Origin of the sequence: Rhizobium sp. P38BS-XIX, from assembly GCF_012641435.1 — a bacterium.
Taxonomy (GTDB): domain Bacteria; phylum Pseudomonadota; class Alphaproteobacteria; order Rhizobiales; family Rhizobiaceae; genus Rhizobium.
On record NZ_JABAIJ010000001.1, the window covers coordinates 723,102 to 746,219 of the forward strand.

At 59.2% G+C, this 23,118-nt stretch carries 23 protein-coding genes and 1 tRNA gene; 19 read left to right on the top strand and 5 right to left on the bottom strand.

The window, feature by feature from the left end:
- Positions 1–17: 17 nt before the first annotated feature.
- The 10 genes from nagZ to HGP17_RS03565 all read left to right on the top strand — a co-directional run bounded on the left by nagZ (position 18) and on the right by HGP17_RS03565 (position 9,352).
- Complete coding sequence (gene nagZ, locus HGP17_RS03520; RefSeq protein ID WP_168805969.1) at positions 18–1,031, top strand: beta-N-acetylhexosaminidase; 1,014 nt, start codon at positions 18–20, stop codon at positions 1,029–1,031.
- Positions 1,032–1,053: 22 nt separating this feature from the next.
- Positions 1,054–1,899 carry a ScpA family protein gene (locus HGP17_RS03525; protein ID WP_168805970.1) on the top strand — a complete coding sequence of 282 codons (846 nt, stop codon included), beginning with the start codon at positions 1,054–1,056 and terminating at the stop codon, positions 1,897–1,899.
- A 44-nt stretch (positions 1,900–1,943) separates the two neighbouring features.
- Complete coding sequence (gene scpB / locus HGP17_RS03530; protein ID WP_168808072.1) at positions 1,944–2,636, top strand: SMC-Scp complex subunit ScpB; 693 nt, start codon at positions 1,944–1,946, stop codon at positions 2,634–2,636.
- Positions 2,637–2,892: 256 nt separating this feature from the next.
- Positions 2,893–3,099 carry a twin-arginine translocase TatA/TatE family subunit gene (locus HGP17_RS03535; protein ID WP_168805972.1) on the top strand — a complete coding sequence of 69 codons (207 nt, stop codon included), beginning with the start codon at positions 2,893–2,895 and terminating at the stop codon, positions 3,097–3,099.
- A 54-nt stretch (positions 3,100–3,153) separates the two neighbouring features.
- Positions 3,154–3,858, top strand: coding sequence for a Sec-independent protein translocase protein TatB (tatB, locus tag HGP17_RS03540; protein ID WP_168805974.1), 705 nt, complete (start codon positions 3,154–3,156; stop codon positions 3,856–3,858).
- Positions 3,855–4,682: a twin-arginine translocase subunit TatC gene (gene tatC, locus HGP17_RS03545; RefSeq protein ID WP_168805976.1), complete on the top strand. Its 828-nt coding sequence runs from the start codon at positions 3,855–3,857 to the stop codon at positions 4,680–4,682. The genes tatB and tatC overlap by 4 nt, the downstream gene beginning before the upstream one ends.
- Before the next feature lie 98 nt (positions 4,683–4,780).
- Positions 4,781–6,064, top strand: a complete 1,284-nt coding sequence (serS, locus tag HGP17_RS03550; RefSeq protein ID WP_168805978.1) for a serine--tRNA ligase — start codon at positions 4,781–4,783, stop codon at positions 6,062–6,064.
- 15 nt (positions 6,065–6,079) lie between these two features.
- Positions 6,080–6,844: a 5'/3'-nucleotidase SurE gene (gene surE / locus HGP17_RS03555; RefSeq protein ID WP_168805980.1), complete on the top strand. Its 765-nt coding sequence runs from the start codon at positions 6,080–6,082 to the stop codon at positions 6,842–6,844.
- Between the two features lie 4 nt (positions 6,845–6,848).
- Positions 6,849–7,502, top strand: a complete 654-nt coding sequence (locus tag HGP17_RS03560; protein WP_168805982.1) for a protein-L-isoaspartate(D-aspartate) O-methyltransferase — start codon at positions 6,849–6,851, stop codon at positions 7,500–7,502.
- Between the two features lie 170 nt (positions 7,503–7,672).
- Complete coding sequence (locus tag HGP17_RS03565; RefSeq protein WP_168805984.1) at positions 7,673–9,352, top strand: peptidoglycan DD-metalloendopeptidase family protein; 1,680 nt, start codon at positions 7,673–7,675, stop codon at positions 9,350–9,352.
- 77 nt (positions 9,353–9,429) lie between these two features.
- Here HGP17_RS03565 and HGP17_RS03570 read toward each other — a convergent pair whose 3' ends face one another.
- Positions 9,430–10,302: an ATP-binding protein gene (locus tag HGP17_RS03570; protein WP_168805986.1), complete on the bottom strand. Its 873-nt coding sequence runs from the start codon at positions 10,300–10,302 to the stop codon at positions 9,430–9,432.
- 206 nt (positions 10,303–10,508) lie between these two features.
- Between HGP17_RS03570 and yajC the strand changes: the two genes are divergently transcribed.
- From yajC to HGP17_RS03595, 5 genes are all read left to right on the top strand, one after another.
- Positions 10,509–10,856, top strand: coding sequence for a preprotein translocase subunit YajC (yajC, locus tag HGP17_RS03575; RefSeq protein WP_168805988.1), 348 nt, complete (start codon positions 10,509–10,511; stop codon positions 10,854–10,856).
- 158 nt (positions 10,857–11,014) lie between these two features.
- On the top strand, positions 11,015–13,558 hold the full coding sequence (gene secDF / locus HGP17_RS03580) for a protein translocase subunit SecDF (RefSeq protein ID WP_168805990.1): 2,544 nt from the start codon (positions 11,015–11,017) through the stop codon (positions 13,556–13,558).
- A 4-nt stretch (positions 13,559–13,562) separates the two neighbouring features.
- Positions 13,563–13,949: an Mth938-like domain-containing protein gene (locus tag HGP17_RS03585; protein WP_168805992.1), complete on the top strand. Its 387-nt coding sequence runs from the start codon at positions 13,563–13,565 to the stop codon at positions 13,947–13,949.
- Positions 13,950–13,964: 15 nt separating this feature from the next.
- Positions 13,965–14,825 (top strand): phytoene/squalene synthase family protein, encoded by an 861-nt coding sequence (locus HGP17_RS03590; protein ID WP_168805994.1) that lies wholly within the window; start codon positions 13,965–13,967, stop codon positions 14,823–14,825.
- Between the two features lie 76 nt (positions 14,826–14,901).
- Entirely contained in the window at positions 14,902–15,366 is a 465-nt protein-coding gene (locus HGP17_RS03595; protein WP_168805996.1) for a hypothetical protein, read from the top strand.
- Positions 15,367–15,387: 21 nt separating this feature from the next.
- On the opposite strand, the gene trmFO is transcribed toward HGP17_RS03595, so the two are convergent.
- The 3 genes from trmFO to HGP17_RS03610 all read right to left on the bottom strand — a co-directional run bounded on the left by trmFO (position 15,388) and on the right by HGP17_RS03610 (position 17,530).
- On the bottom strand, positions 15,388–16,824 hold the full coding sequence (trmFO, locus tag HGP17_RS03600; RefSeq protein WP_168805998.1) for a methylenetetrahydrofolate--tRNA-(uracil(54)-C(5))-methyltransferase (FADH(2)-oxidizing) TrmFO: 1,437 nt from the start codon (positions 16,822–16,824) through the stop codon (positions 15,388–15,390).
- Positions 16,825–16,935: 111 nt separating this feature from the next.
- Entirely contained in the window at positions 16,936–17,079 is a 144-nt protein-coding gene (locus HGP17_RS33890) for a DUF1127 domain-containing protein (RefSeq protein ID WP_168806000.1), read from the bottom strand.
- 304 nt (positions 17,080–17,383) lie between these two features.
- Positions 17,384–17,530, bottom strand: a complete 147-nt coding sequence (locus tag HGP17_RS03610) for a DUF1127 domain-containing protein (protein ID WP_168806002.1) — start codon at positions 17,528–17,530, stop codon at positions 17,384–17,386.
- Positions 17,531–18,404: 874 nt separating this feature from the next.
- Between HGP17_RS03610 and HGP17_RS03615 the strand changes: the two genes are divergently transcribed.
- The 4 genes from HGP17_RS03615 (at position 18,405) to tig (ending at position 22,150) form a co-directional block, all read left to right on the top strand.
- Positions 18,405–19,544 carry a DUF2157 domain-containing protein gene (locus tag HGP17_RS03615; RefSeq protein WP_168806004.1) on the top strand — a complete coding sequence of 380 codons (1,140 nt, stop codon included), beginning with the start codon at positions 18,405–18,407 and terminating at the stop codon, positions 19,542–19,544.
- Positions 19,541–20,155 carry a GDYXXLXY domain-containing protein gene (locus tag HGP17_RS03620; protein WP_168806006.1) on the top strand — a complete coding sequence of 205 codons (615 nt, stop codon included), beginning with the start codon at positions 19,541–19,543 and terminating at the stop codon, positions 20,153–20,155. Before HGP17_RS03615 ends, HGP17_RS03620 begins: the two co-directional genes overlap by 4 nt.
- Before the next feature lie 144 nt (positions 20,156–20,299).
- A tRNA-Leu gene (locus tag HGP17_RS03625) sits at positions 20,300–20,384 on the top strand.
- 278 nt (positions 20,385–20,662) lie between these two features.
- Positions 20,663–22,150, top strand: coding sequence for a trigger factor (tig, locus tag HGP17_RS03630; RefSeq protein WP_168806008.1), 1,488 nt, complete (start codon positions 20,663–20,665; stop codon positions 22,148–22,150).
- Positions 22,151–22,248: 98 nt separating this feature from the next.
- Here tig and HGP17_RS03635 read toward each other — a convergent pair whose 3' ends face one another.
- A complete protein-coding gene (locus tag HGP17_RS03635; protein WP_168806010.1) occupies positions 22,249–23,058 on the bottom strand; it encodes a phytanoyl-CoA dioxygenase in 810 nt (269 codons plus the stop codon).
- Positions 23,059–23,118 lie beyond the last annotated feature (60 nt).

Consider the following 23,118-nt stretch of genomic DNA (forward strand, 5'->3'; position numbering starts at 1 on the left):
AGCCTTATGATTCGGATATGACCGAATCGAAATCCATGATCCTTGGCTGCAGCGGCCATAGCATTACGCCCGAAGAGCGATCCTTCTATCAGGGGGAGCAGCCGTGGGGCTTTATCCTGTTCGGACGCAATATCTCGGAGCCGGCGCAGATTGCCGATCTCGTCGCGTCCCTGCGTGAAAGCGTCGGGCGCGATGCACCCGTTTTCATCGATCAGGAAGGGGGTAGGGTGCAACGCATCCGTCCGCCGATCCTTCAGCACTATCCGTCCGGGCAAGCGCTGGGCGATATCTACCGTCAGGATCGCGAGCGTGGCTTGCGCGCGGCGTGGCTCATGTCGCGCCTGCATGCGTTCGATCTCCTGAAGTTCGGCATCAATGTCGATTGCCTGCCTGTCCTCGATGTTCCCGTGGAGGGATCGAGCAACGTCATCGGCAATCGCGCCTACGGCGGAAATCCGGTGACGGTGACGGAAATGGGTCGCGCTGCGGCGGAGGGCCTGAAAGCGGGCGGCGTGCTGCCCGTCATGAAGCATATGCCCGGTCACGGTCGCGGCTTTGCCGATTCTCATCACGAACTGCCGGTGGTATCCGTTCCGCGCGCTGAGTTGGAAAAACACGATTTTCCTCCATTCGTCGCGCTCAAGGACGAGCTGATGGCGATGACGTGCCATGTCATCTTCACCGATATTGATCCGGAAAACCCCGCAACGACATCGCGCAAGGTCGTCGATGAGATTATTCGCGGCTACATCGGTTTTGAGGGATTGCTGTTGTCCGACGATACGTCGATGAACGCGCTGAAGGGGACGATCGGCGAGCGCGCAGCAAATATTATTGCCGGCGGATGTGATATCGTGCTGCATTGCAATGGTGTCATGGACGAGATGCAGCAGGTCGTGCGTAATGTTCCACCGCTCTCAGGCGCGGCGCTTGCCCGCGTAAAAGCGGTTGAAGCAGCGTTTGGCCGTAACGATGGCGCCGATGAAGCTTCGCTTCGCGCCGAATTCGACGCCATGATTGCGGTGGCATAGGAGCAGGCTCGGGAACTGACAGGTGAACAAGGTGAGCGGCACGGAAAAGCTTCAGCAGGCGAAAGCGCCGATGGATAAGCTCTGGCAGGAGGGCGAGGGCGAACGTGGCTCGCACGAGCCGGCGCTGGTCGTCGATATCGCCGGCTTCGAAGGCCCGCTGGACCTGCTTTTGCATCTGGCGCGCAATCAGAAGGTTGATCTGTCCCGTATTTCCGTGCTTGCGCTTGTCGAGCAGTATCTGCAGTTCATCGAGACTGCGCGGCGCATCCGCATCGAGCTTGCCGCTGATTATCTCGTCATGGCCGCCTGGCTCGCCTATCTGAAGTCCAAGCTGCTCATTCCTCAACAGAGCAAGGAAGATGGCCCGACCGGCGAGGAAATGGCGGCAACGCTTGCCTTTCGCCTGAAGCGGCTGGAGGCCATGCGCGATGCGGCGGCAGGTCTCGTCAATCGCAATCGCCTTGGGCGCGATATCTTTGCGCGTGGTGCGCCGGAACATATTCCGGATCGCCGCCAGTCGGCGTTCGATGCCAGCCTCTACGATCTTCTGACCGCTTATGCCGGTCTGCGGCAGCGCCAGGCGGTGACGCAGGTGACGATCGAGAAGCGCACGGTCTGGTCGCTCGCGGATGCCCGCGTGATTCTCGATCGAATGATCGGCGAGATCAGTGACTGGACGGCCTTGGACCATTATCTGTTGCGCTACATGACAAGCCCGAGCGAGAGGGTGACGGCGATCGCCAGTGCATTTGCCGCGTCGCTCGAGCTGGTACGCGAAGGGCAGCTGGAAATACGCCAGGAAGGCGCGTTTCAGCCGCTCTATATGCGCCGCGGTCCGAAACACACGTCGCTCGAAGCGGCGGAATAGGGCAGGGAGCGCGCGTGACCGAGCCGCAAGACGACAAGCAGAATATGGAGCATGAGGGCGCAGCCGCCGAGACTGACGATCGCCGCCTCACAGAGGCTGAACGCATCGCCGAGGCGCTGGTTTTTGCATCGTCTCAGCCGGTTTCCGAAGCATTCATTGCCGAACGCGTCGCCTCAGGCATGAATATCGGGGCCATCATGCGCAAGCTGAAGGCGGATTACGCCATGCGTGGCGTCAATCTCGTTCAGGTCGATGGCGCCTGGGCTTTCCGTACGGCCGCCGATCTCTCATTTGTGATCCGGCGTGATGAGAACGAGGTGCGTAAATTGTCGCGCGCCGCGTTGGAGGTTCTGGCCATCATTGCCTATCACCAGCCGGTGACGCGCGCGGAGATCGAAGACATACGAGGCGTCCAGACTTCCAAGGGCACGCTCGATGTCTTGATGGAATCCGGCTGGGTCCGCTTCCGCGGCCGTCGCCGGACGCCTGGTCGACCGGTCACCCTCGGCACGACCCGCGACTTCCTAGATCATTTCGGCCTTGAGGAGTTGCGCGATCTGCCCGGTCTTGAGGAATTGAAGGGCGCGGGTCTTCTATCGGGCCGAATTCCCGCCAATTTCAACATTCCGTCGCCCTTGATGAGCGACGAGCTGACCGAGGACGAGGATCCGATTACGCAGATGGATCTGGAAGAATTGGGCCTGTTACCGCCCAGCGGATCAAGCTCCGACGATTGAGGCCGGCATCATACCTTCCGTTTGAACAGGAGAGTGATGTCTTGGCGACGAATTTCTTTCGAAAGTCGCCGGTTAGTCTCTCTTTCGCCATCAGCACATGCAAATATAAAAATCATCCTCTCGTATCGGAGACGTTTGGTCGCTGTTTATCGGCGTCCCCGTCTTGATATGCGTGTGGATGCAGTAAATTTTGGTGTTTGAAAAACATCAATAAACGTCTTACATCGTGAAGACATTGAAATTGGGAGTTATCGCAATGGGTTCTCTAAGCATATGGCACTGGCTCATCGTCCTGGCCATCGCGCTGTTGTTGTTCGGCCGTGGGAAGATCCCGGAGCTGATGGGTGATGTTGCCAAGGGCATCAAGAGCTTCAAAAAGGGCATGAACGACGACGACGATACTTCGCCGCAGGCCTCGACGACGTCCCGTACCGTCGAGCACAAGGCTGACGAAACGAAGTAATCATGTCGGGCAAGCAGAGGCCGTCAGGCTAGCTGTGCGCCCAGGAGCCTTTGCATGTTCGATATAGGCTGGTCGGAGCTGGTGATTATTGCCGTCGTGGCCCTGGTGGTCATCGGCCCGAAGGAACTGCCGGCGACATTGCGGACAATCGGCAAGATGACGGCGCGGGCCAGGAAAGTGGCCGGCGATTTCCGCGCGCAGTTCGACGAAGCAATGCGCGAGGCGGAGCTTGACGATGTACGCCAGACGATAGCTGACGCCCAGAAACTCAATCCCATGAACTCTTTGCGGGAGGCGATGAACCCGCTTCGCCAGATGGGTGACGAGATCAAGGCCGATCTGCAACGTTCGACCACGACTGAAAAGGCGGCCCCTGCAGCAACGCCGTTGCCCTCCGAGCCCGTTCCCGGCGTTTCGTCCGGTTTGCCGGAGGCCCTTTCGGCGACGTCCGCGCCCAGCAGTCCGGCTCCCGTAATCGCGCCTGCTCCTCAGGCAGAAGCTGTCGCGAGCAACCTTGCTGCCGGCGAGGCGGTCTCCAAGCCGAAGGCGGTACGAAAGCCGCGGCCAAACCCGGTCGCAAAAGCAGACGATGTTGCCGCAGCTGCCGTTCAGACCACCGTCGTTACGGAAAAACCGAAGCGTGCCCCGCGCAAGACCGCGGCTGTCGCCGCTGTAGAAAAGACGCCTCCAGCTCCCAGGACGCGTGCTGCAGCCAGCAAGACAGCGCCTAAAACGCCCAAGAAGAAGGACCAGGCATGACGGGTGATATCGACGATAAGCCGCAGCCGCTTATCGAACACCTTATGGAATTGCGCACGCGGCTCATCTGGTCGCTGGTGTCTTTCTTCATTGCCTTCATCGCGTGTTTCGCGGTGGCGAAGCATCTCTTCAATTATCTGGTCTATCCTTACAAATGGGCTGTCGAATGGGCGCATCTCGACCTTGCGAAGGCCGAGCTGATCTATACGGCACCGCAGGAGTTCTTTTTCACCCAGGTAAAGGTCGCGATGTTCGGCGCCCTGGTGATTTCGTTCCCCATTATTGCTGCACAGATCTACAAGTTTGTGGCACCCGGCCTCTACAAGAACGAGCGCAATGCGTTCCTTCCGTTTCTGATCGCGTCCCCTGTCCTGTTTCTGATGGGTGCTGCGCTCGTCTATTTTTTCTTCACCCCCATGGTGATGTGGTTCTTCCTGAAGATGCAGCAGACGGGCGGCGACGGCCAGGTCGGCATCCAACTCATGCCAAAGGTCTCGGAGTATCTCAGCCTCATCATGACGCTGGTTTTCTCCTTTGGCCTCGTCTTCCAGCTTCCAGTCATCACCACGTTGCTTGCACGCGTCGGCTTGCTGACTTCGAGCTGGCTGGCGCAAAAGCGCAAGTTCGCGATCGTTTTTGCCTTTATCGTTGCTGCCGTGCTGACGCCGCCGGATCCAATGTCCCAGATCGGCCTTGCACTGCCGACGATCCTTCTCTACGAGATTTCCATCTACGCAGCGCGACTCGTGGAGCGCCAGCGTACCCGGCAATCGCTTGAAGAGAGCGGCGAAACTTCCGAGATCACCAAGACGGACGACGTCTAGGCAAGGAAAAGCCGACCTCTTTCCAGCAATTTGCCGTTTCGACCTCCGACCGAGACTTCGGTCGGAGTTATACTCATGTCAAACGACCTGGAACGAAGATGCTAGATATCAGATGGATTCGTGAGAATGCCGAGGCTTTCGATGCAGCGCTTGCAAAGCGCGGTGCGGAGCCTTTGTCGCAAAGCCTCATTGCGCTCGACGAGAAGCGCCGCTCCGTCATTCAGTCCGTCCAGGATATGCAATCCCGCCGCAATACCGCCTCGAAGGAAATCGGCGCGGCGATGGCACAGAAGAACAACGAGCTTGCCGAGAAGCTGAAGGCCGAGGTCGCAGACATCAAGGTCTCGCTGCCCGCGGCCGAGGAAGATGAGCGCACGCTCACCGCCGAGCTTCATGACGCGCTGTCACGCATTCCCAATATTCCGCTTGAGGATGTACCCGTCGGCAAGGATGAGCACGACAACGTCGTCAAGCATGCCTGGGGCGCCAAGCCGACCTGGAACCATCCGCCGAAGGAACACTACGACATCGGCGAAGAGCTCGGCTATATGGATTTCGAGCGGGCCACGAAGCTTTCCGGCTCGCGTTTCACCGTGCTGACATCGCAGTTGGCACGCCTGGAGCGTGCGCTCGGCCAGTTCATGCTCGACCTGCACACCGGCGAGCACGGTTACACCGAAGTCAGCTCGCCTCTACTGGTGCGCGACGAAGCGATGTTCGGAACCGGTCAGTTGCCGAAATTTGCCGAGGATCTGTTCAGGACCACTGACGGTCGCTGGCTTATCCCGACGGCGGAGGTTTCGCTGACCAATCTCGTTTCCGGCGAAATCCTTGATCAGGAGAAGCTCCCCCTCCGCTTCACGGCGCTGACCCCGTCCTTCCGCTCGGAAGCCGGTTCGGCCGGTCGCGATACACGCGGCATGCTGCGCCAACATCAGTTCTGGAAATGCGAGCTGGTGTCGATCACCGACGCGGAAAGCTCCATTGCCGAGCACGAGCGGATGACTGCCTGCGCCGAGGAAGTCCTCAAGCGCCTCGGCCTGCATTATCGCGTCATGACGCTATCGACTGGCGATATGGGCTTTGGCGCGCGCAAGACCTATGATCTCGAAGTCTGGCTGCCGGGGCAGGATACCTATCGCGAAATCTCGTCCTGCTCTGTCTGCGGTGATTTTCAGGCACGTCGCATGAATGCACGCTATCGGGGTAAAGAAGACAAGAACACGAAGTTCGTTCATACGCTGAACGGCTCCGGTACGGCCGTGGGCCGCTGCCTGATCGCCGTGCTTGAGAATTATCTGAACGCCGACGGTTCCGTCACTGTCCCCGACGCACTGCTGCCATATATGGGTGGTGTGAAGAGGATCGAAAAAGCAGCATAAACAGGCGGTGGATCAATGCGTATACTTCTGACCAATGACGACGGCATCCACGCCGAAGGACTGGCTGCATTGGAGCGCATTGCCCGAACCTTGTCTGATGACGTCTGGGTTGTTGCGCCTGAGACGGACCAAAGCGGCCTTGCTCACTCGCTCAGCCTGTCGGAGCCTTTGCGCATGCGCAAAGTGTCCGAAAAGCATTATGCGCTTCGGGGAACGCCGACCGATTGCGTTATCATGGCTATCCGCCAGGTTCTGGACAGGAAGCCGGATCTCATTCTGTCCGGCGTCAACTCCGGTTCGAACGTCGCGGACGACGTGACCTATTCCGGAACCATCGCCGGTGCGATCGAGGGAACGCTGCAGGGCGTGCGGTCATTCGCGCTAAGCCAGGCCTATGTCTACGACAACGGCTCGCGGGTCGTTCCATGGGAGGTGGTCGAGACCCATGCGGCCGCCCTTATCGGCAAGCTCATCAATGTCGATTTGCCCGACGGCACCTTTCTCAATCTGAACTTCCCCAACTGCCGCCCGGATGAGGTCGCAGGCACGGAAGTGACCGCACAGGGCAATCTCGCCTTCAATGTGCAGGTCGAGGAGCGTGCAGATGGCCGCGGCTTCCCGTACTACTGGCTTCGCTTTGGCGAACGCAACGGTATCTTCCGTCCGGGGACCGATATTCAGGCACTGAAACAAAATCGCATTTCGGTAACGCCTTTGAAACTCGATTTGACGGATTATTCGGCGCAGGACCGCGTGGCGCGGGCGCTCGGTATGGAGTAGCGGATTGACACCTCGCTTGGTGGAAAAGGAAGGCTTTGCTGCCGTCGTTCTGCGGCTGCGGGCGGAAGGCATTTTGGATATCGATCTGATGACGGCGGTCGAGCAGACGCCGCGCTTGCCTTTCGTGCCGGCTCAATTTGTCGACGATGCCTATTCCAGCCGCACCATACCCATCGAGTGCGGCGCCTTCATGGAAGGCATGGACCTCGTCGTTCGCATTCTCCACGGCCTCAAGATCAAGCCGGGACACAGGGTTCTTGAAATCGGCACCGGCAGCGGCTTCACAGCGGCAGTGATGGGCCGAATCGTCGAGCGCGTCCTGACCGTCGATCGGTATAAAACGCTGACGACGATGGCGCAGCAGCGCATGGATAGTCTCGGTCTGCGCAATGTCATCATCCGTCAAGCCGATGGAAGCGCCGGGCTGCAGGGTGAGGGCACTTTCGATCGCATCCTGGTCACGGCCGCCTTCACCACCATGCCGCGCTTCTATGCCGAGCAGCTGGTTTCGGGCGGCTCGATGATAGCCCCACTGATTATCGATGAGCACACGTGCCGCCTTGTGCGCCTGACCAAGACCGGCAGCCGCTTCGAGCGCGAGGAACTCTTCGAAGTTCCATATCAGCCCATCGTGCCGCTGCTCGCCTCCTATCTTTGAGGCTCAATTCGGGCTGAAGCCCTTGAAACACGGGGTTTCAAGGCCGCTTCATTTTTCTATGGTTAGCAATTCCTCAAAAAAACACATGCGACACCAGTGCTTTAACCGCATGGTAAGATTAACGCGCTTTAATCGACCCCATAATCGGTTGCGTCTAAGTGGGTCGAGTCATGGGTTTCAGTCTTTCTTCAAACTTCGGTAAATCGGCAGGGAAAGTCGTGGTGGCCGTCCTCCTGGCGAGCACCGCGACGGCTTGTAGTTCAGACACGACCCGCTTCAGCGGGCTCTTCTCTAAAAACACGGACAATGTGACGACCGGTTCTATCAACCGGCGCAGTCTCAATGGTCCGGATGGCGATCCGGTGCCGCGCGCCGATGTCGCTCAGGCCGGCGGTTACGCTCAGCAGGACTATTCGCAGCAGAGCGCTCCGGTTTCGCAACCCTATCCGAATTCGCCGGCTCGTTATAATCCGTCCTACTCCAGCGCCCGCACATCCGCCGCCCCCGTTGCGATCCAGCGGTCCGAGCTTGCTCCTCCCGGCGCATCTGCCGAGGTTTCTCGTCCGCGCAATGTCTCGCGGGCGGAAAATGAGGCGCTCGCTCAGCCGTTCCCATCCTCGCATGGCAACGCCTCGCGCAATGCTCCCGCGCTCGCCCCTGACAATCTGTCGACCGGTACGATCAAGACTGCCGCTGCAACGCCGCAGATGTCGCCGGGTTGGACGACCGTCAATGCACCGAGCGTCACGTTGCGCCAGGGTGAAAACGTTGCGCTGCTCGCACGTCGCTATGGCGTTCCTGAAAAGGAAGTTTTGCGGGCCAACGGGCTTCGCAATGGTGCGGCCGCTCAGCCTGGCCAGCAGATCATCATCCCGACGATGAACGGTGCTAGTGCATCGAGCCCGGCAAAGATGGCTTCCGAAGCGACCGATCTCTCGAAAGGTGGCAAGATGCCCGGCCCGGCAAAGGCGCCGCAGCAAGAAGCGCTCGCGCTGCCTTCCGGCGGTCAGATGCGCGGCAAGTCGCAGGCCGGCCTTGCGGACCCGAACAAGCTCGCTGCCGGTAACGGCAAAGGCCCAGGCCCGAAAGGCACCTATGTCGTCAAGCCGGGTGACTCCCTTGCGAAAATTGCCAAGGAAAGCGGCGTATCGGTTGCCGAATTGAAGCATGCCAACGGCATGAAGGCTGGTGACGGTGTTCGCATCGGTCAGGCTCTGGTGCTGCCGCACAGCGCGGTTGCCGCTGCAGATCCGGTAAAGACGGCATCTATCGAGCCGCAGAAGGTTTCCGCCAAGCCGGGCGCCATCCCGGCCGCAGAACCTGCCACCGCCAAGCAGGCACCAAAAGTCGCCGCCCACGCGGATGCTCAGACGGATGGCGCAAAGCCGCAGGTGGTCGCCTCGGCATCGCCAAGCCAGTCCATCAACGACGCTGCCAAGTCCGATGCTCAGGCTGATGCGCCCGAAGCAACCGGCATCGGCAAATATCGCTGGCCGGTTCGCGGCGCGGTCATTGCCGGTTACGGCGCCAACGTCAATGGCAGCCGCAACGACGGTATCGATATCTCCGTTCCCGAGGGCACGCCGGTCAAGGCTGCCGAGAACGGCGTCGTCATCTATGCCGGCAACGGTCTGAAGGAGCTTGGCAACACGGTTCTGGTTCGCCACGACGACGGCACGGTCACGGTCTACGGCCATGCCGATGCGCTGAGCGTGACGCGCGGCCAGAAGGTTCAACGTGGCCAGACGCTCGCAACCTCGGGCATGAGCGGCAATGTCAGCCAGCCGCAGCTGCACTTCGAAGTCCGTAAGAATTCGGCTCCGATCAACCCAATGACGTTCCTTGAATAGGTTTTGCGTCTCAAGGACTCTGCAAAAAGCCCGGCGATGACCGGGCTTTTTGTCGTTTTAGAACAGAGGCTGGCAGATCAGTCCCGATCGACGACGATGCGCAACCGTCCGGCGAGATCCTGGATATACTGCCAGGCCACGCGGCCCGAACGCGCGCCGCGCGTCGTTGCCCAGGCCAATGCCTCGTGATGCATCTGGGCGCGGTCGAACTCGAACTTGAAGTGATCGGCATAGGCATCGATCATCTGCAGATAGTCTTCCTGACTGCACTTGTGGAAGCCGAGCCACAGGCCGAAGCGATCGGAAAGCGAAACCTTCTCCTCCACCGCTTCGGACGGGTTGATCGCCGTCGACTGCTCGTTTTCCATCATATGTCTTGGCAGCAGGTGGCGGCGGTTCGATGTTGCGTAGAACAGCACATTGTCCGGACGTCCCTCGACGCCACCGTCCAGCGCCGCCTTCAGCGACTTGTAGGCGGTATCGTCATGGTCGAAAGACAGGTCGTCGCAGAAGATGATGATACGATGCGGCGCGGCTTTCAGAATATCGAGCAACACCGGCAGGGAGGAGATATCCTCGCGATGCACCTCGATCAGCTTCAGCGATACGCCGGTGGCGCGGCGCACATCCTCATGCACCGCCTTGACCAGCGAGGATTTGCCCATGCCGCGTGCGCCCCAGAGCAACACGTTGTTGGCGGCAAATCCTTCGGTAAAGCGGAGCGTGTTTTCGTGCAGAATATCGCGCACGTGATCGACGCCGCGAATAAGGGTGAGTGCGACGCGGTTCGGCCGCGGAACGGGCTGCAAATGCAGCCGGGCAGGAGCCCAGACAAAGCAGTCGGCGGCGTTCCAGTCGTTGACAGCCGGAGCAGGCCCGGCCAGCCGTTCGACGGCGGCTGCAAGGCGACGGACTTCGGCAAGGATCAGGGCGTTTTGGTCTTCAGTCACCGTTTCCTCCTGAATATTGAACAAGAAAGTCGTAAAATGCGCGCGCTGTTTGCCGGGTATCATGCTCCTTCGGGGGCTGAAAGGCTAAGAGGCCGGGAAAACGGTACGGTTGACGGCTGTTTTTGTTGCATTCGCCATGCGCGTAACTATATTCCGGCCACCTGACGCGGAGCCCCGTTCCCGCAGGGAGTTCAAGGGAGTTCTCGATGTTTATCACCAACGCATATGCGCAGAGCGCGACAGATTCGGCCGCGAGTGCCTTCGGCGGTTCCGGCTTTGAAATGATCATCCTGTTTGTGCCGCTGATGGTCGTTTGGTATTTCCTCCTCATCCGTCCGCAGCGCGCGCAGGCGAAGAAGCGCGACGAGGTCCTGAAGAATATCCGTCGCGGCGACCAGATCGTTACCAGCGGTATCGTCGGCAAGGTGACGAAGGTCATCGACGACAAAGAACTCGAAGTTGAAATCGCTGATGGTGTCCGTATCCGTGTTGTCCGCAGCGCGATTTCCGAAGTTCGCGTCAAGGGTGAACCGGTCAAGGCTGACGCTGCGTAAGCTTCCGACGCCTATGCAGCTCGTCTGACGCGCGCAGGTTCTCGAAAATCGGGATCGACTTTCTTGCAGGACTGTGCGCAAATTCAAGGTGTTACTGCGCCCTCCGCAATCCTTACGGAAAGCAGGGCGCAGTAAGGAAGCCCAAATTCGAGAGAGCGATGCTGCACGTCTCCTGGTGGAAGACCACCCTGATCTGGTTCGCCGTTCTCCTGAGCGTGCTTCTTGCCGTTCCCAATCTATTGGGAGAACGAGCGCTTTCCTCCCTTCCTTCCTGGTGGGCGAATAGAAAGATCGAGCTTGGGCTCGACCTGCGCGGCGGCTCGCATCTTTTGCTGAAGATCGAGCGAGACGACATCGAGAAGGATCGCCTCGAAACGATCGTCGGCGATATCGGAACCCGCTTGCGTACCGTCAATGTTGCCTATTCCGGCCTGACGGGCACCGGCCGCAAGATCCAGCTTCGCATCAACGATCCCGCGCAGCTTCAGGCCGCACTGACGGCGTTGCGACCGTTGACTTCGGGCTCGGAAAAACCCGTTGTGACCCTCTCGCAGGGTGAAAACGGTGCGATGACCTTCGATATCACGGATTCGGATATCGATAGCCATCTGTCTTCCGCTGTCGTTCGGTCGATCAAGGTGATCCGCAATCGTATCGCACAGCTCGGCGTGGATGATGCTCTGATCCGCAGACAGGGGAGCGATCGCATCATCGTTCAGGTTCCGGATCTCGCCGATCCCCAGCGGCTGAAGAACCTTCTTGGCCAACCGGCGAAGCTCAGCTTTCATCTTGTCGACCAATCGATGACTGTTCAGGACGCCATGAACGGCCGCCCGCCCGCAGGCAGCGACGTCATGTTTTCCGAGGACGATCCGCCGGTCGGCTACCTCGTCCAGCGCCAGCCCATCCTTTCGAACGTGGATTTCGCCGGCGCTTCCGCCGCCGTCAACAGCCAGAACAGCGACGGAACGGTTTCCACCAAGCTGACACCGGAAGCAACGCATCGCTTTGCGCAGACGACGGCAAGCAATCTCGGGCGGGTCATCGTCGTCGTTCTTGACGATCAGGTCTTGTCCGCCGCATCGCTGAAAACCGTCATCGCGACCGGTGAAGTCGATATTCCAGGCGATTTCACCGCGCAGGGCGCGCAGGATCTTGCCGTCATGATCAAGAGCGGGCCTCTGCCGGCAACGCTGACGACGGTGGAAGAGCGCACCATACAGCCCGGCCTTGGTGGCGAGACGGCTCGCTATGGCATCATTGCCTGCATCGCAGCCGCCATTTTCGTGACGATATTGATGATCGGCTTCTATCGCTTGCTCGGGATAGCGGCTGCCATCGCACTGATCGTCAACATCGTCATGGTCGTCGCGATCATGGGATTGCTGGGTATCGCGCTGACCCTGCCGGGTGTCGCCGCAATCGTCCTGATCATCGGCATCGGGCTCGACGCTCTCGTCCTGATTTACGAGCGCGTGCGTGAGGAGGAGAAAAAGACCCATCTTCTCGTCGATGCGCTGCGCCACGGCTTCAACAGGGCGGCCGCTACGGTCGCTGACGCCAATATTACCGTGCTCATCGTCGCCGCCATTCTGTTTTATATCAGCAGCGGCGCGGTTCGCGGTTTTGCCGCGACGCTGATCGTCGGCGTCTTCACCACATTCTTCACGTCCTGCTTCGTGACGCGATCGATCATCAATATGTGGATCTCGCGGCGCAAACCGCGCACGCTGCTCGTGGGTGTCCGCAGCGGCATTTTCGATAACGCCAATATCCGGTTCATGGGGATCCGCCGCTATACGTTTACGGTATCGGCAGCTCTGTCGGTCGCGACGCTTCTAGCGTTTGCGACGATCGGGATGCATCTCGGCATCGATTTTGTCGGCGGCTCCATCATCGAAGTCCGCGCCAAACAGGGCGTTGCCGACCCGGCCAATATCGAGACCCGCCTTCAGGATGTCATTCCCGGTGACGTGCAGGTCGAGCGGCTGGCCGATCGCCTGGGCGCGCGTATCCGTGTCCACGCCCAGGAGGGCGGTGAGAACGCGGAGCAATCCGCCGTAACCCTCGTACGCGAAGAGCTGAGCAAGGATTACGACTTTTCACGCGTCGAAGTGGTCGGGCCGTCCGTGTCCGGTGAGATCACCACGACGGCCTCGCTCGCGGTTCTGGCGGCGCTCGTGGCGATTCTTCTCTACATCTGGCTGCGGTTCGAGTGGCAGTTTGCCGTCGGCGCGATTATCGCAACGCTGCACGACGTCATCCTCACGCTCGGCCTTTTCGTTCTTACCGGCATGGAATTCAACATGACCGGCATCGCCGCCATTTTGACGATTGTCGGCTATTCCCTGAACGATACCGTTGTGGTCTATGACCGCATGCGCGGAAACCTCAAGCGCTACTCGCAGATGCCGCTCCCGATCCTGATTGATGCCTCCATCAATCAGACACTATCGCGGACCATACTGACATCGGCGACGACACTGCTTGCGCTGCTCGCACTTTATATCTTTGGCGGCGAAGTGATCCGTGCGTTCACCTTCGTGCTGCTTTTTGGTGTCGCGGTCGGCACTTTTTCGTCGATTTATATTGCGGCGCCCGTGCTGATCCTGTTCAAGCTGCGTCCGGACAAGTTCCAGACCGGCGGCGAAAGCAATGGGCCCGCGGCCGGTGACATTCAGTCAGGCAAACCAGCGGTGTGATACATTGGCTAAAGGAATAGAAATCCGTAACGCGCATTTTCCGGGTCGCGCACCGATCGACGCTTACGGCAACGGCGGCTTCCGCTTTGCCGATATGTCGCATCGCGGTTCGCTGCTGTGCTTGCCTTCGGGCATCTATGGTTGGGACATGCTGCAGGGCGATGCACTGACGCCGGATCGCTTCCAGAGGGTTCTCGACGAGGCGGCGGAGATCGAAGTGCTGCTTGTCGGTACCGGCACGGAGCTGCGTCCGCTGCCCGCGGAGTTGAAGGCTGTTCTGCGAGGCAAGCAGATTTCGTCGGACCCGATGAGCACCGGCGCAGCTGTGCGGACCTTCAACATCATGCTCGCCGAATCGCGTGCCGTTGCTGCGGCGCTGATCGCCGTCTGATTTTGGATCCCATCTATGACGACGACCGCCGCGCCCCGAAGCAATCGGGACATCTGCCTTGCCACGCTGCGCGACACAGATCGCGATCGCTATCTCGCATGCCTGCTTGCACCTGAAGAGAAACGCCCGGCGCTTGCCGCGCTCTATGCCTTCAATGCCGAACTGGCGCGTGTGCGCGATCTCGTGCACGAGCCGTTGCCTGGCGAGGTGCGGATGCAGTATTGGCGCGATCTTCTGGAAGGGCAGGCGCACGGATCAAGCGAAGCCAATCCCATTGCCTCCGAGCTTCTGACGGCAATCGAGCAATATCGTTTGCCGCGACAGACGCTGATCGACATGATCGACGCGCGCATCTTCGATCTCTATGACGATCCGATGGAGACCCGCGGCAATCTGGAGGGCTATGCCGGTGAAACGGCATCTGCGCTTATCCAGCTTGCAAGTCTTGTCCTGTCTCCGGAAGAGGCGAAGCAGTCCGCCGAGGCTGCAGGCCATGCCGGCGTTGCGCAGGCCATTGCCGGGCTGCTGTTGCTGATGCCCCTTAATCGCCATCGCGGGCAGCTCTACCTGCCGGTGGAAATCCTGGCGGCAACGGGTCTCGATCGCGATGCGTTTCTGGCTGGCGAGGATCGTCCGCGGATTTCAGCCGCAATCGAGGCATTTGCCGGCCTTGGCCGCGAGCATCTGGCCAAGGCGAGGGCGGCAGGCAGCATACCTGCTCAGGTTTTTGCAGCTTTTCTGCCGGCCACCTTGGCTGAACCTATTCTCAAAAAGGCGCAGGCGCTCGGAGCAGGGCTTTTTGACCGTTCCCTGGCTCTACCGCAATGGCGCCGGCAGATGCGCATGGCGCTGGCCTCTATTACAAAGAAAATCTAAAATACGACACGCTCGCGCAAGTCTCGGCGTATAGGGAGATGGCGGGCACTTGATTTGCATTTCTGGGGGATCTGCCGTGGGTATTGTCGTCTGGTGCATACTGTTTGCGATCGTGGTCTTTTTTGCCTTCTACGCGACGCGTATGGCGTCTCGTAATAAGGAAGACGGCCTGCACGATACCGGTCTTGCCATTTTCGAATTCGGCCGCGCCTTCCCGACGGAGGCTATTCGTCAGCTGCAAACGACAGCGGACGGGCAAGCGGTGTTCGTGCGCCTGCATGACGATAAGGCCGGCTTCATGCGCAATGTGCGCAATCACTTCAGCGTCCATCTGATCGAGCCCGGTCGCGCGCGTGCCAAGACCTCGGCATCCGGTAACGGTCTGACCGTCGATTTTCTGGATGTGCCGCATCACAATGGTACATACGAGTTCAAGACGCCGGCGGAAGCCGCGGAAGTCTCGCTTTGGCTGCTCGGCAACTATGTCGCCAGCAACGACTCCAAGCTCGAATATCTGACACCACCGCCGGGCAAGGCCTGAACCTTAGAAACCGCCGAGGTTTCAGGCACTTTCCGCAAGCACGGGTGCCTGAACGCCGAGCCATTGCGCGCAGTCGGCAAGGGCGCGCTTCGCAATGAGCTGACGCTTCATGATCGTCTTGTCCTTGCCGCGAAAGCGCTTGATGCCTTCCGGCTTGACGATGGAGCCCGGCGCCAGCTCGGGGAACAATCCGAAATTGATGTTCATGGGCTGGAAGGAGCGCTTGCCCGGCTCTTCGTCCGAAACGATATGGCCGCCCGTGATGTGGTTCAGCAGCGATCCGAGCGCTGTCGTGGCCGGCGGCAGCGACGCTGCCTCTCCCTTGCGCTCGGCCGCAGCGAAGCGGCCGGCGAGCAAGCCGATGCTGGCACTTTCGACATAGCCTTCGCAGCCGGTGATCTGGCCTGCAAAGCGCAGGCCTGGCCGCGACTTCAGCACCAGCGAACGATCGAGCAGGGTCGGGGAATTGATGTAGGTGTTGCGGTGGAGACCGCCGAGCCGAGCGAACTCGGCATTCTCGAGGCCGGGAATCAACCGGAAGATCTCTGCCTGAGCACCGTATTTCAATTTCGTCTGGAAGCCGACCATGTTGTAGAGCGTGCCGAGCGCATTGTCCTGGCGCAGCTGCACGACCGCATAGGCCTTGACGGTAGGATTATGGGAGTTCGTCAGACCCATCGGCTTCATCGGGCCATGGCGCAACGTTTCGCGCCCACGCTCAGCCATGACTTCGATCGGCAGGCAGCCATCGAAATAGGGCGTGCCTTCCCACTCCTTGAAACCGACGGCATCGCCGGCGATCAGGGCATCTATGAAGGCCTTATACTGAGCTTCGTCCATCGGGCAGTTGATATAATCCTTGCCCGTACCGCCCGGTCCGACCTTATCGTAGCGCGACTGATACCAGCAGACGTCCATGTTGATGCTCTCGCGATAGACGATCGGCGCGATGGCATCGAAAAAGGCCAGTGCATCCGCACCGGTCTCGGCCTGGATGGCGCTTGCAAGCCCCGGCGCCGTCAGTGGGCCGGTAGCAATGATTGCCTGATCCCATTCCGTGGGCGGCAGGCCCTGAATTTCCTCTCGGACCACGGTGATCAGAGGATGGCTCGCGATTGCCTGTGTCACCGCAGCCGAAAACCCGTCGCGATCCACTGCAAGCGCCCCGCCCGCCGGCACCTGATGCCGGTCCGCGCATGCCATGATCAGGGAACCGGCCAAACGCATTTCGGCATGGATGACGCCGACGGCATTGCTTGTAGCGTCGTCGGAGCGGAAGGAGTTGGAGCAGACAAGCTCGGCGAGGTCGTCGGTCTTGTGCGCCTCGGTGCCGCGCACGCCGCGCATCTCATGAAGGATGACCGGGACGCCGGCGCTGGCGACCTGCCAGGCAGCTTCCGAGCCGGCGAGGCCGCCGCCGATGATGTGGATTGGGGAATGAGAGTTGGTCTGTGTCATGCGCGCGTCATTATCACGGGCAGGGCGGCGATCCAATTGCTTTGCGAGGGCTGGAATCAAAAACGGCGCCGAAAGGCGCCGTCTTGAAGCAGTCTGCTCGATCCGTATCGATTAACGGAAAGAGCGGGAAGCGATGTCGCGGATTTCGTAACGGCTGACGCCGATGTCCGACAGGGTCTGGCTGGAGAGGTTGCCGAGTTCGTTCAGAGTGCGGCGGTAGCTGATCCAGTTCTTGGCAATGCGAATCGGGTTCATGATCTTGTCCTCGGTATCTTGTTTGCGGGCGGTACGATTACCGCCTCAGCGATTGAGATCTATATATGCTCGAGCGCGTATATTGTGCAGTGCAAATAAAAGGCGTCTGCTATGCGTTTGTGCAATATGACGCCTAAAAAGCGGCCATTGCTCAAAAAATGTGTGATCTGCGTGGAGCGATTGGCTCGACACGAGCAGCTTTATGTTGCGATGCACAAAGGACAAAAAAGAACGCCCGTCGCGGCGGTCCGCAACGGGCGTTGATAAGGCTTTCGCTGTTGGCGAAGCCTATCCGGCTTGGCTATTAGCGGCCGGTGGCTTCGCGTGCAACGCGATGGATGTCGGCGCGGTCGATGCCGAGGTCGTGCAGTTCACGCGAGCTCATACGGCCGAGTTCGCTAACGGTCTGACGATACTTGCGCCAGTTATTGAAAGAGCGGGTCAGGTTCATTGTAGTCCCTTTCGAGGATCCGGTGTCGAGCGGTTCCACGATTGGTTCCGTCTTCGATCTGATGGATGTTTATATATGCTGCGGCGCGAAAACTAAAAAGCGCCAAAGCATCATGTCACCTATGCATGAAGTGCACGCCTTGCGGGCGATCTGCCTAAGGAGATGGCTGCTTTATGTGCATATCACGGCTGAAGCAAGAATGGGGCAAAGTCGGCCATATCAGCCTTGCGCCGACGTTTCCCGGGGTATCTGCGGGGTTGCCCACAATCGGACACGTTTTCGCCAGCCTTGCGGTTTTCGGGTGGGTCGCAGCATCGTATCGAGGGTCTCGTTCGATGAATGATTGCCCGATCGCCCTTGCATGCTGCGTCATCGACGCGCACGGCCAAAATCTGCGTTTGGCGGATGTAAACCGATTTAAGTGGGTAAAAAAATAACGCCCACCGCGGGAGGAGGATGCGGTGGGCGTCATTTTGGATGATCGACGACTGGGAGGAGGAGTGTCGTCAATCTATCGGAGCGCACTGGGAGGAGGAGTGTGCAGCTCCGAATTCGGTGTCGGGATATTGCTCCCCAGGCTCATCCGGCTCGCGCCGCCACGGCTCGCCATCGCCGTGTTTGTTGATCCATTAATAGTATGACTTTTTGATTTTGTGCAGCGCAATAATTTCATGGGAGATATGTCTTGTGCGCATGTCTTGCATAGGTATCGAAATACCGGGTCCTATAATACTGAATGAACGATTAATGGCGTATTAATGAGGAACAAGATTGCGCGCGCCGGAGCAGTTGCAAAACTGTCGCGACCCGCATCGATTGCATGTCGATCTGTGCTAACTCTTGTTTTCACGGGAGTCGCGATCAAGGAGCCGGAATGTACAGGGGCAGGCTGGAACGGGATCTGAAAATCTGGGTCGAAAAGGGCATTGTCGATGCCTCTTCGGCGGAGGCGGTGCTTCGCGAGTATGATAGCCGTGAAACGAGCTTCAGTGCGGGCGGTGTGCTGACGATCATCGCGGCTGTGCTTTTCGGCTTGGCCATTCTGCTTTTCATCTCCGCCAATTGGGAGGCAATTCCGAGAGTTGCCCGCCTCACAGGGCTGGTTGTCATGATCTGGGCCTTCTATTTTGGCGCCGCTCATCTGTTGACCGTGGGGCGCTCGATATTGGCTTCGGCCCTTCTCATTCTCGGGACCTTGAGTTTTGGCGGCGCCATGGCGCTGGTCGGACAGATGTACAATCTGTCGGGCGACGAACTGACGATGGTGCTGATCTGGTTTGCCGCGGCCTGCGTCGTGGCAGTGCTTTATCGCTCCAGTGCGCAAGTCGGGCTCGCCGGCTTTCTCGCCTGGGCATTTTGCGGTGTGTATTTATCGGATCACTTCGATGACTGGTATGGCACCATGCCGTGGATGCCGCCATTGATGGCGGTCGTGCTCATTGCGCTCGTCCGGCATGTCGGCGCGCCGAGTGCGCGACATTTGGCCTACCTCATGCTCCTGGGCTGGCTGACTTGGTTATTTGGCCATAACGAAAGCCTGAATGCGGCAATCTTTTTCGCTGCAATCGGTATGGCCGCTTTTCTTCTGGTCGCCATCCCGGGCTCACCGCTGTCGCCTTTCGTTCGCACGGCAGGAGCTGCGCCGGCCTTTTACGCCTATCTTGGCGCTGCGATCGGCTTCTTGATGATTCACGCCGAGATTTCCGACGGCATTTACCAGAACAATGTCTGGGTGGAGAACAAGTTGCCGCTCATCCTCGTCGGCGCTACGACGTTGGCAAGCTCAGTGATCGCAATTGCTCTCAATGGCCGCGACAATGGCGCGGTCCGCTATCTCGCTTATGTCGTCTTTGCCTGCGAGATTCTCTATCTCGCAAGCGAAACGATCGGCTCGATCATGGGCACGGCTGGCTTCTTCCTGATTGCGGGCTTGCTGGTGGCCGCTGCCGCCGGCGTGGTCATCCGGTTGGAGCGGCGATTTTCCGGAGTTGGCGGGCAGGGGAAGCGCGCATGACCTATTTGGCTGACAAAAGTATTGTTGTGGGCAATCGCTCTCGGGTCTGGATCGCGGCGCTTGTTGTCGCGCTTCTGCAGACGGCAGTCCTGGGGTATATGGTCGGCGAGCGTGCCTGGGGATTGCGAAGCGGCACCGAGGTCTTGCTGAAGACGGCGCCCGTCGATCCGCGCGATCTCCTGCGCGGCGACTATGTGATCTTGAATTACGATATCTCCCGGGTTCCCGCCGCGTCGCTCACCGATGGACCGCCAAACAAGAGTTTGGACAACCAGGTGCTTTCGGTTCGCCTGAAAAAGCAGGATGACGGCTACTGGGGCATCGTCGAATCGTCTTTTGGCACGCTCGAGACGAAGCCTGACACCGTCGTGCTGAAAAGCCTGCCTTTCAATTACGTCTTCTACGACGATCCTGTCTATCGAGCCGAGGCCATCTCCGTGAACTACGGCATCGAGCGCTATTATGTGCCGGAGGGCCAAGGCCACGATCTCGAAAATGCACGCAACGACAATCGGGTCGCGATTGCCGCTCGCGTCTCATCGAGCGGCTCAGCGGTCATCAGAAGCCTGCTTCTCGATGGAAAAGCGGTCTACGAAGAGCCGCTTTTCTGAGGATGTTCACCCATTGAAGCCGGATAAGCTTGCGCATGGTCGTGGAACCGTCATTTTTCCTTTGCGTGGTTTGAAACGGGTGATATAGAGACGCCGCGCTCCGGAAGGCCCCATGGGCAGGCATCGCCATGCGGTTTTGGGAACGCGGGTATGGTGAAATTGGTAGACACGCCAGATTTAGGTTCTGGTGCCGCAAGGCGTGGGAGTTCAAGTCTCTCTACCCGCACCAGCACTGTCTTGTGGACGGGGGAGGCTGAACAGGCCTGACCTCCGATATGCTGCAGGACGCGCCACTTTGCCCAGGCATCCCGCTTTCGAAAAGAGAGTGGACAAGATGTTTCGGCTCGTAACGAGGTAGGGCTGCCTTTTGCGCGTTCGTTCGAAGGCGCGGCGCTCTTGGCAAGGTGACAGGAAATTGCATCCAAGCCACGCTCGGGATTTTCCGGCGTCGTGCTCATCGAAACGAACGGCTGTCTGGGCACGGCCGCCATGAATGAAGGTAGGACAATGCAGGTTATCGAAACGCTCGCTGAAGGGCTGAAGCGCGAAATCAAAGTGGTCATCCCGGCCAAGGACATGGAAGTGCGCATGAACGAGCGCCTGGCCGAGGTCAAGGACAAGGTTCGCATCAATGGCTTCCGTCCGGGCAAGGTTCCGGTCTCGCACCTGAAGAAGGTCTACGGCAAGTCGATCATGGCCGACCTGGTCAACGAAATCGTTCGCGACCAGCCGCCGGCAATCCTGACCGAGCGCGGCGAAAAGTCGGCAACCCAGCCGGAAATCGCGATGACCGAAGACCAGGAAGAGGCAGAAAAGATCCTCTCCGCTGAGGCCGATTTCGAATTCACGCTCTCCTACGAAGTGATCCCGGCAATCGAACTGAAGTCCGTCAAGGGCATCAAGGTTACCCGCGAAGTCGCCGAAATCGCTGACGAAGAAGTGACCGAGCAGATCCTCAAGATCGCCGAAAGCGCTCGCAGCTACGAAACCAAGAAGGGCAAGGCTGCCGACGGCGACCGCGTCACCATCGATTACCTCGGCAAGGTCGACGGCGTTGCTTTCGATGGCGGCAAGGACGAAGACGCACAGCTCGTTCTCGGCTCCAACCGTTTCATCCCGGGCTTCGAAGAGCAGCTCGTTGGCTTCAAGGCAGGTGATGAGAAGACCATCACCGTAACCTTCCCGGCCGACTATCCGGCCAAGAACCTCGCCGGCAAGGAAGCCACCTTCGACATCAACGTCAAGGAAGTTGCTGCACCTGGCGAAGTTGAAATCAACGACGAACTCGCTTCCAAGCTCGGCCTTGAATCGGCTGACCGCCTGAAGGAGATCGTTCGCGGCCAGATCGAAAGCCAGTACGGTTCGGTCACCCGCCAGAAGGTCAAGCGTCAGATCCTCGACCAGCTCGACGAAATGTACCAGTTCGACACGCCGCAGAAGCTCGTCGAAGCTGAATTCGCCAGCATCTGGCGCCAGATCGAGACCGATCTCAGCGAATCGGGCAAGACCTTCGAAGACGAAGACACGACGGAAGAAAAGGCTCGCGAAGAATACCGCAAGCTTGCTGAGCGCCGCGTTCGCCTCGGCCTCGTTCTCTCCGAAATCGGCGAAAAGGCCGGCGTCGAAGTCAGCGAAGACGAACTGCAGCGCGCGCTCTATGCCCAGCTCCAGCAGTTCCCGGGCCAGGAAAAGGAAATCCTGGAATTCTTCCGCAAGACGCCGGGCGCTTCCGCTAACCTGCGCGCTCCGATCTTCGAAGAAAAGGTCATCGATCACCTGCTGACGGAAGTCGACGTTACGGATAAGACCGTTTCGAAGGAAGATCTGCTGGCTGACGACGAAGCCGAAGACAAGCCGGCTGCCAAGAAGGCTGCTCCGAAGAAGAAGGCTGCCAAGGCTGAAGCAACCGAAGCTGCCGCCGAAGGCGAAGAAGCTGCCGCTCCCAAGAAGAAGGCCGCTCCGAAGAAGAAGGCTGCTGAAGACAGCGCCGAGTAATCGCTTCTTCCTTTGCAAGGAAATCAGGCCCCGCCATTTTGGCGGGGCTTTTTTGTTTGAGACAGATTCTCGGCGATGGATCATTAGTCCGACGCCGATCACTCCTTGCCCAATGCGCGCCGAATGGCGATTTCGACCGGGCAATAGGCGCCGTCCGTCCTATCCAGCCGGTAGGGTTCAGCGAGGCCGAACGACGGCTGTGCGATAAAGCGCGGGCGTGTCCCGTGATGCTTCTGCGCCGCATGGATGAGGAAGGGATGGCAGATATAGACCGTGCCTGCCTTTCCCGTCGCCAACGCCTCAGGGCAGTCAGCCGCGACCCCATCCAGCATCATGTGTGACCGACCTTTTTCGCCGACAGGCGCAAGGTAGCGCGCCATCTCCTGATGGGAGCCAACGCGGATGCGGGTTGGTGCATCATTCTCGCCGACGTCGGAGAACAGGAACAGGGTAAGAAGCGCGCGTCCTCGTGAGGTGACATTCACCCGCCAGGCGGAAAAATCGCTCCGCTCGTTGGGATCGCCGTCATCTCCCGGGAAACTGAGATCCACATGCCAACCAGCATCACCCGGATCGTCCGGATGCGGAAAACGCACCGGAAAGGTCCCGAGGCCATCACGCGGCAGCCACCGCCCCGGTCCGACCAACTGATCGAATGCGGCGTGCAAGACAGGCATGCTGGCAATTGTCTGGAATGGTTCGCCGCCATAGCCTGGCAGCCTGATGACCGGAAACACCCAACTTTCCGGATCGTGCTCGCTGCAGGGAAGGTCACGCCACATGATGGCGCGCGCCTCTGCCGCAAGCTCGGGTGAAAACGCATCGTCGATGCGAACAAATCCATATTCAATGAAATCGTTCAGCTGTGCGCTGGAAAGCGCATCCGGGTACTGTTCCTTGGATGGCATGATATCTCTCTCAATTATCGCGCCGTACGCCCTTCCTTGAAGGGATACGGTTGTTTCGGC

Bases quoted from the DNA above. Each gene is read 5' to 3' on its own strand.
- tig (WP_168806008.1), top strand. From the start codon at position 20,663: ATGCAGGTTATCGAAACGCTCGCTGAAGGGCTGAAGCGCGAAATCAAA.
- nagZ (WP_168805969.1), top strand. From the start codon at position 18: ATGACCGAATCGAAATCCATGATCCTTGGCTGCAGCGGCCATAGCATT.
- HGP17_RS03635 (WP_168806010.1), bottom strand. From the start codon at position 23,058: ATGCCATCCAAGGAACAGTACCCGGATGCGCTTTCCAGCGCACAGCTG.
- surE (WP_168805980.1), top strand. From the start codon at position 6,080: ATGCGTATACTTCTGACCAATGACGACGGCATCCACGCCGAAGGACTG.
- trmFO (WP_168805998.1), bottom strand. From the start codon at position 16,824: ATGACACAGACCAACTCTCATTCCCCAATCCACATCATCGGCGGCGGC.
- serS (WP_168805978.1), top strand. From the start codon at position 4,781: ATGCTAGATATCAGATGGATTCGTGAGAATGCCGAGGCTTTCGATGCA.
- tatB (WP_168805974.1), top strand. From the start codon at position 3,154: ATGTTCGATATAGGCTGGTCGGAGCTGGTGATTATTGCCGTCGTGGCC.
- scpB (WP_168808072.1), top strand. From the start codon at position 1,944: ATGGAGCATGAGGGCGCAGCCGCCGAGACTGACGATCGCCGCCTCACA.
- tatC (WP_168805976.1), top strand. From the start codon at position 3,855: ATGACGGGTGATATCGACGATAAGCCGCAGCCGCTTATCGAACACCTT.
- HGP17_RS03565 (WP_168805984.1), top strand. From the start codon at position 7,673: ATGGGTTTCAGTCTTTCTTCAAACTTCGGTAAATCGGCAGGGAAAGTC.
- HGP17_RS03620 (WP_168806006.1), top strand. From the start codon at position 19,541: ATGACCTATTTGGCTGACAAAAGTATTGTTGTGGGCAATCGCTCTCGG.
- HGP17_RS03535 (WP_168805972.1), top strand. From the start codon at position 2,893: ATGGGTTCTCTAAGCATATGGCACTGGCTCATCGTCCTGGCCATCGCG.
- HGP17_RS03610 (WP_168806002.1), bottom strand. From the start codon at position 17,530: ATGAACCTGACCCGCTCTTTCAATAACTGGCGCAAGTATCGTCAGACC.
- secDF (WP_168805990.1), top strand. From the start codon at position 11,015: ATGCTGCACGTCTCCTGGTGGAAGACCACCCTGATCTGGTTCGCCGTT.
- HGP17_RS03590 (WP_168805994.1), top strand. From the start codon at position 13,965: ATGACGACGACCGCCGCGCCCCGAAGCAATCGGGACATCTGCCTTGCC.
- yajC (WP_168805988.1), top strand. From the start codon at position 10,509: ATGTTTATCACCAACGCATATGCGCAGAGCGCGACAGATTCGGCCGCG.
- HGP17_RS33890 (WP_168806000.1), bottom strand. From the start codon at position 17,079: ATGAACCCGATTCGCATTGCCAAGAACTGGATCAGCTACCGCCGCACT.
- HGP17_RS03615 (WP_168806004.1), top strand. From the start codon at position 18,405: ATGTACAGGGGCAGGCTGGAACGGGATCTGAAAATCTGGGTCGAAAAG.